Annotated in this window: 15 protein-coding genes; 8 read left to right on the forward strand and 7 right to left on the reverse strand. The window is 73.3% G+C overall.

Translation table 11 applies throughout. From position 1 onward, the window contains the following. Positions 1 to 135: 135 nt before the first annotated feature. Entirely contained in the window at positions 136 to 1,137 is a 1,002-nt protein-coding gene (locus F1615_RS18860; RefSeq protein WP_149550165.1) for a fibronectin type III domain-containing protein, read from the reverse strand. A gap of 388 nt (positions 1,138 to 1,525) precedes the next feature. Between F1615_RS18860 and F1615_RS18865 the strand changes: the two genes are divergently transcribed. Then, a complete protein-coding gene (locus F1615_RS18865) occupies positions 1,526 to 2,392 on the forward strand; it encodes a glycoside hydrolase family 75 protein (RefSeq protein ID WP_244328785.1) in 867 nt (288 codons plus the stop codon). Positions 2,393 to 2,420: 28 nt separating this feature from the next. Here the strand turns inward: F1615_RS18865 and F1615_RS18870 are convergent, their stop codons facing one another. Genes F1615_RS18870 through dhaK form a run of 3 tightly spaced genes read right to left on the reverse strand, consistent with a single transcriptional unit; the run spans position 2,421 to position 4,492 of the window. Then, on the reverse strand, positions 2,421 to 2,831 hold the full coding sequence (locus tag F1615_RS18870) for a PTS-dependent dihydroxyacetone kinase phosphotransferase subunit DhaM (RefSeq protein WP_149550166.1): 411 nt from the start codon (positions 2,829 to 2,831) through the stop codon (positions 2,421 to 2,423). Next, positions 2,824 to 3,441: a dihydroxyacetone kinase subunit DhaL gene (gene dhaL / locus F1615_RS18875; RefSeq protein WP_149550167.1), complete on the reverse strand. Its 618-nt coding sequence runs from the start codon at positions 3,439 to 3,441 to the stop codon at positions 2,824 to 2,826. Before dhaL ends, F1615_RS18870 begins: the two co-directional genes overlap by 8 nt. A gap of 58 nt (positions 3,442 to 3,499) precedes the next feature. Further along, positions 3,500 to 4,492, reverse strand: coding sequence for a dihydroxyacetone kinase subunit DhaK (gene dhaK / locus F1615_RS18880; RefSeq protein WP_149550168.1), 993 nt, complete (start codon positions 4,490 to 4,492; stop codon positions 3,500 to 3,502). Between the two features lie 451 nt (positions 4,493 to 4,943). On the opposite strand from dhaK, the gene F1615_RS18885 reads away from it, so the two are divergent. From F1615_RS18885 to pspAB, 4 genes are read left to right on the forward strand one after another with little or no spacing between them, the layout of a single operon-like run. Next, complete coding sequence (locus tag F1615_RS18885) at positions 4,944 to 5,720, forward strand: PspA/IM30 family protein (protein WP_149550169.1); 777 nt, start codon at positions 4,944 to 4,946, stop codon at positions 5,718 to 5,720. Beyond that, positions 5,717 to 5,995 (forward strand): PspA-associated protein PspAA, encoded by a 279-nt coding sequence (gene pspAA, locus F1615_RS18890; RefSeq protein WP_149550170.1) that lies wholly within the window; start codon positions 5,717 to 5,719, stop codon positions 5,993 to 5,995. The genes F1615_RS18885 and pspAA overlap by 4 nt, the downstream gene beginning before the upstream one ends. A gap of 5 nt (positions 5,996 to 6,000) precedes the next feature. Then, positions 6,001 to 6,918, forward strand: a complete 918-nt coding sequence (gene htpX, locus F1615_RS18895; protein ID WP_149550171.1) for a zinc metalloprotease HtpX — start codon at positions 6,001 to 6,003, stop codon at positions 6,916 to 6,918. A 15-nt stretch (positions 6,919 to 6,933) separates the two neighbouring features. After that, a complete protein-coding gene (pspAB, locus tag F1615_RS18900; RefSeq protein WP_149550172.1) occupies positions 6,934 to 7,512 on the forward strand; it encodes a PspA-associated protein PspAB in 579 nt (192 codons plus the stop codon). 780 nt (positions 7,513 to 8,292) lie between these two features. On the opposite strand, the gene F1615_RS18910 is transcribed toward pspAB, so the two are convergent. Both F1615_RS18910 and F1615_RS18915 read right to left on the reverse strand, forming a co-directional pair. Next, entirely contained in the window at positions 8,293 to 8,970 is a 678-nt protein-coding gene (locus tag F1615_RS18910; protein WP_149550173.1) for a CBS domain-containing protein, read from the reverse strand. 91 nt (positions 8,971 to 9,061) lie between these two features. Continuing rightward, entirely contained in the window at positions 9,062 to 9,781 is a 720-nt protein-coding gene (locus F1615_RS18915; RefSeq protein WP_208818353.1) for a hypothetical protein, read from the reverse strand. Between the two features lie 381 nt (positions 9,782 to 10,162). On the opposite strand from F1615_RS18915, the gene F1615_RS35960 reads away from it, so the two are divergent. From F1615_RS35960 to F1615_RS18930, 3 genes are all read left to right on the forward strand, one after another. Beyond that, positions 10,163 to 10,336, forward strand: a complete 174-nt coding sequence (locus F1615_RS35960) for a hypothetical protein (RefSeq protein ID WP_208818354.1) — start codon at positions 10,163 to 10,165, stop codon at positions 10,334 to 10,336. A 5-nt stretch (positions 10,337 to 10,341) separates the two neighbouring features. Further along, entirely contained in the window at positions 10,342 to 11,247 is a 906-nt protein-coding gene (locus F1615_RS18925) for a universal stress protein (protein ID WP_149550174.1), read from the forward strand. Positions 11,248 to 11,393: 146 nt separating this feature from the next. Then, positions 11,394 to 12,221, forward strand: coding sequence for a universal stress protein (locus F1615_RS18930; RefSeq protein WP_149550175.1), 828 nt, complete (start codon positions 11,394 to 11,396; stop codon positions 12,219 to 12,221). 180 nt (positions 12,222 to 12,401) lie between these two features. Here F1615_RS18930 and F1615_RS18935 read toward each other — a convergent pair whose 3' ends face one another. Further along, entirely contained in the window at positions 12,402 to 13,142 is a 741-nt protein-coding gene (locus F1615_RS18935; protein ID WP_149550176.1) for a CBS domain-containing protein, read from the reverse strand. Positions 13,143 to 13,196 lie beyond the last annotated feature (54 nt).

Below are 13,196 nucleotides of genomic sequence, written 5' to 3' on the forward strand. Positions count from 1 at the left end.
CGGCGGTACATCCCTTGCGCCGCCGAGGTCGGGGAGCGCCCGTGCTGCCACCAGGCCAGCCAAAGGCCGGGCGGACCGGCGCGCACTCCGGCCGCATCCGGGCAGGTGACACCCTCCTCCAGGTGGCCGACCGGGTCAGTCCCCGGCGCCCGTCGTCACCGTGCGCTCCGCCGAGAAGCCGCCCCAGGTCCCGTCCGGCAGCATCGCCCGGATCCGGACCCGGTGCGTGACTCCCGCCTCCCGGCCCAGGTAGAAGCGGTACGTCGCCCGGTCGCGGGGCGCCTCACCGCCGTAGACGAGCGAGGTGGCGCTGCGGCCGTCCAGGCGCACCTCGTACTCGGTGATCACCCCGTCCACACGCGGTGGCACCCAGGTGAGGACCAGGTAGTGGGCGCCGTCGGACCGCTGGCTCCTGGCCCGGAAGCCGGTGGGCGCCGTGGCGGCACTGCCGTCCGCGCTGCCCGCGGTGGCGAGACGGACGGCGGGGCCGGGCGGGGAGAGATTGCCGGCCGCGTCGCGGGCCCGGACGGTGAAGGCGTACCGGGTGCCCGGCCGCAGTCCGGTGACCACGGTGGACGTCTGGTTCCCGCCCACGCTGTGGATCTTCGTCCCTCCCTGGTGGATGTCGTACGACACCACGTCCCGGTCGTCCCTCGCGGCGGACCACGACAGCTGGGCCGCGCGGCTGCCCGCCGCCCGGCCCCGCAGCTCCTCCGGACGCGTGGGCGGGGAGTCGTCGGCCGTGGCCGCCCCGGGTGTCGTCGCGCGGGCCGCCCGGCTCGGCGGGCCGAGCCGGCCGTCGGCGTCCCGGGCGCGCACCGTGAAGACATGGGCGGTGGCGGGCCGGAGCCCGGTGACGTCCACCATGTGCTCGGAGCCGGGCACCTCTTTGACCTTCGTGGCGCCGCGATACACCTCGTACCGGCTCACCTTCGCGTCGGCGGCGGCGACCGCGTTCCACATGACGTGCACGCTGGTGGCGCTGCCCGCCTCCGCGGTCACGCCGGTGGGCGCTCCGGGGGGACGTTCGCCGCCGGACTCCTGCGACCCGCCCCAGCGGCAGGAGACGACCAGCAGGAGGGCCCCGCAGAGCACGAGGAGGCGACGGGGGAACCCGGCTGGGGGAACGCCACGCACGACTTCGCCTCCCGGGGTGGATCACGTCATGGACCCGGACAATGGTCCGTACCAATATGGGGTGCTGGCGCGTCCACATCAAGAGGCCGGGAGGGGGAGAGTCGCCGCGCGTTACGTATGCTGAAGGTTCATGCGGGCCGAACCTCTTTGTCGCATAGGGGAGTTCGGCCTTGTGGCGCGGACCGCTGTCGTCGCAGATCCCGCGCCGGCGCGGGTGGCCGGCCGGCCCGAGCCGATCCGGGCTCGGGTCCCGGCCCCCGCCGCCGCCACGGATGCGCTCGTGCGCCGTCCGGCCCCGCGGGAGCCGCCATGGCGCCACATCGGGGCGAAATGGGGCAAAGTTCCCGTGAGTGTGCGTCCGTGTCCCCGACGAGAGGCCCCCTGGATCGTGTCCTGTGTCCGGTCGATCAGCCTGGCCATGGCCGGTGCCGCCCTGCTGGCTCCCTCGGCACTCCCCGCCGCACCCCAGCCCCGCACCGAACCGGTCGCACGGCGCGCCGACACCGCCCCGGTACGGGGCGCGGACCCCGGGCCGTCACTGCGCGCCGACACCGCCCCGGTACGGCGCGTGGACCCCGCCCCGTCAGGGCACGCGGGCCCAGTGCCGTCACGGCGAGCGGACGTCGCCCCGTCACGCAGCGCCGCTTCCGTCACCCCGCGACGCGCGGACCCAGTCACCGCCGCCGACCTGCTGGCCAGGGTGCGCACCTGCACGCCCGTCTCCCACGGCCGCTACCGCGAGGACCACGGCTCACCGGCCACCGTCCCGGTGTGCGGCACCCGCGACGCCGTGTTCTGGAAGGCGGACATGGACATCGACTGCGACGGCCGCCCCGGACTCCGCTGCAACGCCGGCACCGACCCCTACTTCTCCGCCTCCACGGCCTTCGCCCAGTCCGACGGCCGTCCGCTGAGCTCCGAGGAGCTGCCCTACGTGGTGGTGCCCGCGCCCAGCACCGTGTGGAACCACCGGACGGACGGCGTGCGCGGCGGATCGGTCGCGGCGGTGGTGTACCGCGACCGCGTGCGGTACGCGGTCGTGGGCGACACCGGCCCCGCGGACATCATCGGCGAGGCGTCCTACGCCGCCGCCGAGTCACTCGGCATCGACCCGGACCCGCGCAGCGGCGGAACTCCCTCCGGGGTCACCTACATCGTGTTCAGGAACAGCGAGGTGACCCCCGTCGAGGACCACGGGGCCGCGGTCGCGGAGGGGGAACGGCTGGCCCGGGAGTTCGTCGACGGCGACGACTGAACCGGCCGGCCGGGCCTTGCCGCGCCCCTCACACCTTCCGGTACGAGTACGCCTCCACCGCCGCCGCCTCCACCGTGGCCAGGTCCGCCCCCGTGGACGCCGTGACCACCGCGGCCACCGCGCCCTCGACGAACGGCGCGTCCACCAGCCGGGTGTGCCCGGGGAGTTCGTCCCCCTCGGCGAGCAACGCCTTCACGGTGAGGACCGCGCTGCCCAGATCGGCCAGCACGGCGACCCCGGCCCCGCGGTCGACGGACGCGGCCGCCGCGGAGATCAACTCGGCGCTCGTGCCGAAGCCTCCGCCCTCCGTGCCGCCCGCCGCAGCCACCGGAACCGCGCTGCCGGCCCCCGCCAGGCCCTTCGCCAGCTCCGCCACCGACGTCGCCACCGTCGCGCTGTGCGACACCAGGACGACCCCCACCAGCTTCTCGTCACTCACCGCCGGCCTCCGCGTCCGCCGAGGCCTGGACGAGCCCGGCGATCAGCAGCGCCGACGACGTGGCCCCGGGATCCTGGTGCCCGATGCTGCGCTCGCCCAGATAGCTGGCCCTGCCCTTGCGGGCCTGCAACGGCGTCGTCGCCACGGCGCCCTCCTCGGCGGCGTCGCGGCCCGCGGCGAAGGAGTCGCCGAGCGCGTCCACCGCGGGCACCAGAGCGTCGATCATCGTCTTGTCGCCCGGTGCGGCGCCGCCGAGCTGCATCACCGCGTCCACCCCGGCGCGCAGCGCCTCGGCCAGCTGCCGTTCATCCACCTCGGCCGCGTCCCCGAGCGCCTTTCCGGTGCGGCGCAGCAGTGTCCCGTACAGCGGACCGGAGGCACCGCCGACCGTCGAGATGAGCAGGCGCCCGGCCTGGGTCAGCACGGCCCCGGGGGTGGCCGGCGGCTCCTTCTCCAGCGCGTCCTTCACCGCCCGGAACCCGCGCTGGAGATTGGTGCCGTGATCGGCGTCCCCGATCGGTGAGTCGAGGGCGGTGAGCCGCTCCGCCTCGCGTTCCACGGACGCGGCGGTGGCCGTCATCCAACGGCGGAAGAAGTCGGCGTCGAGCACGAACACTCCTTGCGTGGTAGGTACTTCAGGTACTTCCGGACGGTGGCGCCGACGTGCTTCACATGCCCCAGCGCAGGCCCGGGGTCCGCACCGGCGCGTCCCACAGCCGCAGCAGCTCCTCGTCGACCTGGCACAGGGTGACCGAGGCACCCGCCATGTCGAGGGACGTGACGTAGTTGCCGACGAGGACGCGGGCCACGGGGACGCCGCGTTCGCCGAGCACCCGCTGCACCTCGGCGTTGAAGCCGTACAGCTCCAGCAACGGGGTGGCGCCCATGCCGTTGACCAGCACCAGGACGGGGTTGCGCGGGGTGAGGTCGTCCAGGATCGCGTCGACGGCGGCCTCGGCGATCTCGCCGGACGTCATCATCGGCCGCCGCTCCCGGCCCGGCTCGCCGTGGATGCCGATGCCCAGCTCCAGCTCGCCCTCGGGGAGGTCGAAGGTCGGGGTGCCCTTGGACGGAGTGGTGCAGGCGCTCAGCGCCACACCGAAGGTGCGCGCGTTCTCGTTCACCTGCCGGGCGATCGCCTCGACCCGCTCAAGAGGCTGGCCCGCCTCGGCCGCCGCGCCCGCGATCTTCTCCACGAACAGCGTCGCGCCCGTGCCCCTGCGGCCGGCCGTGTACAGACTGTCGGTCACCGCCACGTCGTCGTTGACCAGCACCTTCGCGACCTGGATGCCCTCGTCCTCGGCCAGCTCGGCGGCCATGTCGAAGTTGAGCACGTCACCGGTGTAGTTCTTCACGATGAACAGCACCCCGGCGCCGCTGTCCACGGCCGCCGCCGCCCGCACCATCTGATCGGGCACGGGGGAGGTGAACACCTCGCCGGGACAGGCCGCCGACAGCATCCCCGGCCCCACGAACCCACCGTGCAGCGGCTCGTGTCCGGAACCTCCGCCGGACACCAGACCCACCTTTCCCGCCATCGGGGCGTCCTTGCGGACGATCACCCGGTTCTCCACATCCACCGCCAGCTCGGGGTGCGCCGCAGCCATCCCGCGCAACGCGTCCGCGACCACGGTCTCCGGGACGTTGATCAGCATCTTCATGGGTACCTCCTGGGAAGGTTGGCAGGTGGGTTGCCGGCCTGCGTTTCGCTGGTCAGGGCAAACACGGAAAGTTCTGGATCTTGGCGGTCGGAGGCGGTCGGAGGCGGACTGTGGAGCTGGGCTGCCGAGTCGATACTGACTGCGATGACGTTGTGTCGGATTCCCGCGACGGATCGGTGGCATACCGATCGGAGCCCTACGAAGGCAGTATCGACCTTGCGACCGTGAAGGTCACGTGGGGCGACATCCTGAGCGAGCCGGTGCCCGGGCCGGGCCCGTGCCCGTCGCGCTCCCGGGTGAATCCGTCGAAACCGTCGCCGAATGGCCGGCGCGGGGTGTGCGGTGGCGCTGACCTGCCGAGCCGACGGTACTGAGGGATGGTGGTAGGTGTGCGCCGGACCGCTCTCCCGGCCCGGCCACAGCCGCCCGCTGCGAAAGGAAATGGCTGGCCATGAGCAGCATCACCAGGCGCATCGCGGCGCTCTTCCGGATCAAGGCGAACAAGGCGCTGGACAAGGCCGAGGATCCCCGCGAGGTACTGGACCACTCCTACGAACAGCAGCTTCGGATGCTCCAGCGGGTACGCCGCGGCGTGGCCGACGTGGCCACCAGCCGCAAGCGTGTCGACCTGCAGCTGAATCAGCTGGAGCAGTCCACCGGCAAGCTCCAGGACCAGGCACAGCGGGCCCTGGCCGTCGGCCGGGAGGACCTCGCCAGGGAAGCACTCATCCGCCGCACGGCCGTGGCCTCGCAGATCACCGACCTGCAAACCCAGCAGCAGTCGCTGCGGGCGCAGGAGGAGAAGCTCACGCTCGCAGCGCAACGCCTTCAGGGGAAGGTCGACTCCTTCCGCACGCGGAAGGAGACCCTCAAGGCCACCTACACGGCAGCCGAGGCCCAGACCCGCATCACCGAGGCCGTCACCGGTATCGGTGAGGAGATGGGCGATGTCGGTCTGGCCATGCAGCGCGCCCAGGACAAGACCGAGCAGTTGCAGGCGCGTGCCGGTGCGCTGGACGAACTGATCGCCTCCGGTGCGCTGGAGGACGCCACCCTGCCGGCCGGGCGGGACGACATCCAGGCCGAGCTCGAGCGCGTGAGCGCCGGGCAGGACGTGGAGATCGAGCTTGCCCGGATGAGGGAACAGCTGCCCGCGTCCGCCGCGCCCCCGGCCGTGGAGGCCGGCGAGTCCTCGAAGAACCCGCCCGACCAGGAGACCACGAAATGATCATGCGGATACTCGGCGAGGGCCAGTACGAGATCAGCGACGGGAATCTTGACCGGCTCAACGAACTGGACTCCGCCCTGCAGTCGGCCGCCGACGCGGGTGACGAGAGGGCATTCACCTCCGCGCTGGCGGCCCTCCTGGACGCCGTACGCGGCCTCGGCGATCCGGTGGCGGACGACGTGATCACACCGTCCGACCTGGTGCTGCCCGACGAGGACACCAGCCTCACCGAGGTACGGACACTGCTGTCCGATGAAGGCCTGATCCCGGGGTGATGACCGTGCGCAGCCGATTCGAGCCCGACCGGCAGCTGACCGCCCGCATGGCGGTCACGATGTTCCTGCTCGGGCTGGTGTACGTGGCGTTCATCGCCGCGCTGATCGTGCTGCTGGAGTCCGTGGTCGTGGTGGTCGTCATCGCCTGCGGGCTGCTGCTGGCGCAGTTCTGGTACTCCGACAGGATCGCTCTGTACGCCATGCGCGGCCGCCTCGTCACAGCAGAGGAGCAGCCTGAGCTGCATGGCGTCGTGGACCGGCTCTGCGCCACCGCCGACATGCCCAAGCCCCGGGTGGCGGTCTCGGCGATGGACCTGCCCAACGCGTTCGCCACCGGCCGCAACGCCGACCACGCCGTGGTCTGTGTCACCACCGGGCTGCTGAGACGGCTGGAGACCGAGGAACTCGAAAGCGTTCTCGCCCACGAGCTGTCCCATGTCGCGCACCGAGACGTCGCGGTGATCACCATCGCTTCGTTCCTGGGAGTGATCGCTGGACTCGTCGTCCGCTTCGCCTTCTACTCCCAGCTGTTCGGCGGCCGCAGCCGCGACCAGAACACCGCCGCCGTGCTCGCTCTCGTCATGGCCGTGTCCGCCCTGGTCTACGCGATCAGCTTCCTGCTCATCCGGGCGCTGTTGCGGTACCGGGAACTGGCCGCCGACCGCGCCGGCGCCATGCTCACCGGCAAGCCCTCCGTCCTGGCCTCCGCACTGACCAAGGTCAGCGGGGACGTAGCTCGCATTCCCACCCAGGACCTGCGCACCGCCCAGGCGTTCAACGCGTTCTTCTTCACCCCCGCTCTCGGGCCCGGCACGGCGGTGGCCCACCTGTTCTCCACCCATCCGAGCCTGGAGCGACGGCTGGAGGCGCTCGCGGAGCTCTCCGCCGAGCTGGGCGAGCCGGGCGGCGGGGCGGCACCATGACAAGGATGTGATCCCGTGGGTTTCCTGGACGTGCTGTTCGGCCGGAGCCGGCCCGTCAAGCCCGACCTGGACCAGCTCTTCGGCCTGCCCTCGGCGGCGATCACCCTGCAGGCGGCCATCGGCTTCACTCCGACCGGAGCCGGCTCGGTGTGCTTCGCCTCCATCGAGGGCGGGGCCTTCGCACAGGTCCAGCAGGAGGTACGGGCCCTGCTGGACGCGGACCCCGAACGACGTGGTCTCCCCGTCGGGTTCAGCCGCGACAGCTACGGCTATTCCTGGCTGGTCTCCCGCCGTGACCCCGGTGACCTGCCCGCCCTGGTCAACGACCTCCACGCGGTGAACAGTGCCCTGCAGGACAGCGGGTTCGGCCCGCAGCTCCTGTGCTCCCTGGTGACGTTCCAGGATGCCGAGCTGCGCCCCCTTGCCCTCGTCTACCTCTACAAGCGTGGAGCCTTCTATCCCTTCGCGCCGCTGCCCGGCCACAAGCGCGACAACCCGCTGGAACTCCAGGTCAAGGCCGTGGTCAAGGACGACCTACGGGTCGAGCAGGACCTGAACCGGTGGTTTCCCCTGTGGGGCGCGCCCGGTCTGTGACCGGCCCGCGGACAAGGATGCGACGGCGACGGGCGCCATGAACCCGGAGCGGGTGTCCGGGAACCAGAGACCACCCCGAACATCAGCGTCGCGGCCATGGTCGCAGGTGAGTCGTTCGTGCACCACGGGCTCTTGGGGGCCGTAGCGCGGCCGGCCCGTGCACGTCACACTGCCGGCGTCCGCGGTGGCCGGTGATGCCCTTCACCGTGGTTGCCACCCGGTGGCTGGAGGCGTCGATCGCGGTCAGGCCGGCGTCCTCTTCGTTGGCCACCCACACGGTCCGGGTCACCATCCCCCCGTCAGAGCACGCGATTTCCTCATGGGCCGACCTCTCAGGGATGCGCTCGTCGACGCCGGGGCTCCGGGAGCGGGCGGCCACTCCTTTCCGTCGAGGGGACGTCATCGACGGCACGAGGGCGTGGCGTTTCTCGCGGCCAGGCGTTCGGAGGCGACGTGTCGGCGCGGTGGGTTCCTTGGTGACCGGTCGGTCCCGGCCCGGACCGAGGCAGAACCAGCCCAGCACGCCCAGCGGCACGGCGGGGAGACGATGACCTGAACCCGTTCCGGCCCGCCCACGGCGGGTGGCCGTGCCCGGGTACGGCGTGCGCCGGGCCCACCCGTTTCCCTTCTCCGAGCAGCACACGGTGCAACGCACGCCGGCAGTCCCGGAGGCGACGACGCGGTTGTGTCTTCACTGCCGGCTGCTGACGGCCGTGCTGTTCGCCGCGCGTCGGCTGGGATTCCTTCGAGCCACCCGTGGTCCGGGGGCGCAACGGCTGCTCACGCGGGGTGCTCGGGCGTGCCCGGGCGGGTGGACCCGCCGGTGAGGCGGGGCTCGACGTCCACGACCCCCTCCACCGCGCGGACGAGCCGGACGGCGACCGAGATGAGCGAGGTGTCGTGGATGTTCCCGCGGAGGGTGACGACGCCCTCGTGCACCTGCACGTGGACGGCGTGGGTGAGGGCCGGGAAGAGGAGCGACACCACCGTACGGCGCACCTCCTCCTCGATGTCCTCGTCCGGCCGCAGAAACACCTTCAGGAGGTCCGCCCGGCTGACGATCCCCTGGAGCATGCCCAGTTCGTCGACCACGGGCAGTCGTTTGACGTGCCGGACGGCCATGATCCTCGCGGCCTGGGCCAGGGGGGCGTCGGAGTGGATCGTCAGGGCAGGGGCGGTCATGAGGTCCCCGGCCGTCACCGCCCCGGCCTTCGCGATGTCGGACAGGCGCCGGCGGTCCTCGAGCAGGGACGGATCGCTGTCGCGGAACTCCTCCTTGGCGAGCAGGTCGGCCTCGGAGACGACGCCGACGACGCGTCCCTCGCCCTCGAGCACCGGCATGGCACTGACCTGCCACTGCGCCATCGTCCTGACGATCTCCTTGAAGGGCGCGTCGCGCCCGATCGCCACGACCGTCTGGGTCATCACGTCGCTCACGATGTGCGGGGTCTCCGACACTGCGGACCTCCTCGTCTCCTGCGTGCCTGCCGGGCGTCGTGTCCCCCCTGCTCCGGCCGCCGGGGCAGGGGGACCGGCGGGGTGCCGCGGGTCACCGGGGCGCGTCCGCCGGTTCCCGGAGCGCCTTCGTCCCGACACGGCCGCGCAGGTTGTGGAACTGGCGGGTCTGCATGATCACGTGCGCCGGTTCTCCCAGCAGCACGTCGACGGGCCGGGTGAGCAACCGGGGCCGCCCCTGGCCGCGGGTACGGACCACGAGACGGGTTCCGCCGTGCGGATCCGGCCGGAGGTGGAAGCCCCAGACCCCCGTCATGCGCGCCCGGGGAACGGGGTCCCGGCCCCGGACGAAGGAGCGGCCGGCGGCGAGGTTCAGGTCCGAGCTCAGCACCAGGGTCCGGTTCGGCTCCAGACGCGCCACCGTGAACCAGGACCGGCCGTCCCGGGTCGCCGGGAGCTGCTGCCCCACCGTCAGGTTCTGCCACTCCGGGACGATGCGGTCCGCGCTCGGTTCCCCGTACCGGTCCAGGCGGTCCCAGCTGTACCAGCCGGCGCGGTCGCAGCCCATCTGCACCAGCCACGGCCAGACCTCCTCGGGGGGTGCGGGGAGCGTCGTCGCCATGACCGACGAACCGTCGGCCTCGGGGACGAGTTCGTCGCCGGGGTAGGCGCGGCCCGTCTCCTCCCCGGTCGCACCCCAGGTCAGCAGCCGCGGCCGGATCAAGAGCGAGTACAGCGCGGTCGCGGCGCAGAGCGCCCCCGGCCCGGCCGCCCGGACGTCAGGCCGCCGTCGGCAGGTCTGTTTCGTGGACATCGAGCCCTCCTCGGTCGTCGAGGGGCGTGGCGGTCCGGCTCGCCGTGCGCGACCGGAGCGAGTCCGACACGTCGTGCACCCGCCATGACCATCGTGCCTCAGGCGGGAGTCCGTGGCAGGTCAGGCCGGGACCTCCGCCGGTCCGGTCGGGGCGGTGAGGGCCTTTCGGCCCGCGGCCGGGGACCTGCGGTCTCTGCACCGGGACGTCCCGCGCGGCCATTCTGGGATCGGAAGGACCCCGGCTCTGGAGGTGGATGTCATGTCCCGCACCGTCACGGTGGGCTTCGACGGGGCGCTCGAGAGCCGTGCCGCCGCCGAGCGGGCGGTCCGTGGGGCCGGCCGCGTGGTTCGCGGCTGCTCCTTGCGCACGTCCGGGAGCCCGTGGCACAGGCGCCGCCGGGCGGGGAGACCCGCGGGGAGAAGCACGCCGAGATGATCGAGTCGCGCCGCGGCAGCCCCCTCCGCGCCCACACCGTCACCCATACGGGGCTGCACCACGCCACCGCCCCCGTCGCCGTGGTCGCCCACGGCCGAACGCCCTACACGAAGGATTGAGGATCATGAACGCAGCGGTCGGACGAGGAGACGGCGAGTATCTGGTCGTGGGGGTGGACGGCTCCGAGCCGAGCCTGCGGGCCGTCGACTGGGCGGCTGACGAGGCGGTGCTGCGCGGGGTGTCGCTGCGGGTGGTGTACGCCCACCTCTGGGACCGGTACGAGGGGTCCGCGCTCGCCCGGGACGTCGAGCGCCCGGCCGGGCCGCCGTCGCCGCGGGACGTCGCCGAGGCCGGGGCCCGGCGCGCCCTCGCCCGGCACCCCGGCCTGCGGGTGACCGTCGAGGTGGTGCCCGAGGAACCGGAGTACGCCCTGGTGCGCGAGGGCCGCCACGCCGCCGCGCTGGTCGTGGGCACCCGCGGCCGCAGCGGCGTCGCCGAGATGCTGCTCGGTTCGGTCAGTCTGGCCGTCGCCGCCCACGCCGACTGCCCGGTGATCGTGCTGCGCGGCAGCCACGACAACCAGGCGACGCCGCCGGTGCACGGCCGTGTCGTCGTGGGAGTGGGCGAGGACGTCAAGGACCCGGCGGCCGTACGGTTCGCCGTCGCGGAGGCCCGGCGGCGCGGGGTGGCCCTGGAGGCCGTACGCGCCTGGCGGTGCCCCGCGCGCGAGAGCGTCGACCATCCCCTGATCACCGGTGAGCCCGCCCGCCTGCACGAGGAGCGCGCGGCCGAGGAGCTCGAGACGGCGCTGAGGGACGTCCCCGACGACCTCCGGGTGTACCGGCGCACCGTCGAGGGGTACGCCCGCCGGGTCCTCCTGGACGCCTCGCACCGGGCCGACCTGCTGGTCGTGGGCGCCCGGCGCCGGGACGGGCACGTCGGACTCCAGCTCGGCCGGGTCGCTCACGGGCTCCTGCACCACTCCGCCTGCCCGGTCGCCGTGGTGCCGCACCGCGAGGGTGACGCCTGACCGCAGGCGGGCCCCCGTCTCCCGGCAGCAGCCGGGAGACGGGGGCCTCCGAGGCGCGGCCCCGGGCCGTCCGCTCGGGGATCTGCGGTACGTTCCGCCGTCCGCCGGGGCCGCGAGAGTGGAACCACATCTCACCAGGAGGCTCCATGAGGTCCCCCACCGTCACCGTCGGACTTGACGGCTCGCGCGAAAGCCTCGCCGCCGCCGGCTGGGCCGCGGGCGAGGCCGCCCTGCGCGGGGCGGCCCTGCGTCTCGTCCACGTCGGCGAGCAGCGGCCCTCCTCCTTCGTGCCGTTCGCCGGGAACGCCGTCGCGCCGCCGGGCGACGACCGCTCGGCGCGCATGCTGCGCGAGGTGCGGGACCGCCTCGCCCACCGTCACCCGGGCCTGCGGATCGGCGCGGACCGGCTCGACGGCCGCACCGTGGCCGGGCTCGTGGCCGCGGCGGAGGAGTCCGGGCTGCTGGTGCTCGGATCCAGGGGGCTGGGCCTCGCGGCCGGGTTCCTGTTCACCTCCGTGGCGTCGGCCGTCGTGGCCAGGGCCGGTCAGCCGGTGATCCTGGTGAGCGCGGCGGCGGACGGTCGCCCGGCCGTGGAGTGCGGCGCCGGGAGCGCCCGGCGCCGCGACGTCGTGCTGGGTCTCCACGTCCCCCACGACGCGGTCCTGGGGTTCGCCTTCGACGCCGCCTCCCGCCGCTCCGCGCGCCTTCGCGTGATCCACGACGGGGACACCCCGCCGCCGGACCTGGTCGGCGTCCTGCGCCCGTGGCGCGAGAAGTATCCCGATGTCGAGGTGACGGACGAGTGCGTGATCGGCCGGCCCGGCACCCATCTGACGGACGCCTCCCGTGACGCCTCGCTGGTCGTCGTCGGCCGCCGCACCCGCCATGCCGCGCTCGGACTGCACATCGGCCCGGTGACCCAGGCGGTCCTCCAGTACGCCGTCGCGCCCGTCGCGGTGATCCCCCACGACTGACCGGGACCGGCCGGTCCGGCGTCTCCCGGGTGCGGCGGGGGCGCGCCGTGGACGCCTCGGTACCCGTCGGCGTCCACGGCGCTCACGGCGTCCACGGCGCTCACGGCGTCCACGGCGACCGCTCCGGCCGTTGGGGAGGCCGTCCCGGCAGGGCTGCCGGGACGGCGACCGCGGTCCGGTTCACAGGCGGCGGATCCAGTCGTCGGCCACGCCGTGCACGGCGGCCTGTCCGGCCGGCCGCAGACGGGTGTCGTCGACGCGGTACGACAACTGGTCGACGACGGCGACGACACCGTCCACGCGGCCCGTCGTGCCGAGCGCGACGCCGATGTCGCTGCGTCGCTCCAGTCGACCGGTGAGGGTGACCACGCCGTCCCGGACGGTGATCGCGAGGGCATGCGGCCCCAGCGACAGCGTGCGCCCCAGGACCTCCTTGCGCACGGTGCGCTCGATGCTGTCGTCGCTGCGCAGGAAGACCTGGAGCAGGTCGCGCCGGGTGACGATGCCGGTGAGCCTGTCCTCCTCGTCCACCACCGGAAGCCGCTCGACGCCGCGCTCCGTCATGAGCCGGGCCGCCTCGGTGACGGTGGCGTCGGCCCGTACGGTGACGGGCGGCGCGGACATCACTCCGCCGGCCGTCCGTGCGCGGCTCTTGGCCGCCTCCCGGCGAACGCGGCGGCTCAGCTTCCGCAGCCGGTCCGCCCACCCACCGGCCGCAGCGCCGGGCCCGGCGGAGCGCGCCTGGTGGAGCACGAGGTCCGACTCGGAGATCACACCGATGACCCTGTCGTCCTCGTCGATCACCGGGAGGCCGCTGATGCCGTGGTTCTCGAGCCTGCGCACCACTTCCTTGAACGGGGTGCCGTACGCGGCGGTGACGACGTCGGTGGTCATGACGGCACCGACCCTGGTGGCCTTCATCGCTGATCCTCCTCGAACGGTCGGGGCCCCGTCGGCCGGGCCGACGCGAACTCC

The organism is Streptomyces marokkonensis (genome assembly GCF_008312835.1).
Lineage (GTDB): Bacteria > Actinomycetota > Actinomycetes > Streptomycetales > Streptomycetaceae > Streptomyces > Streptomyces marokkonensis_A.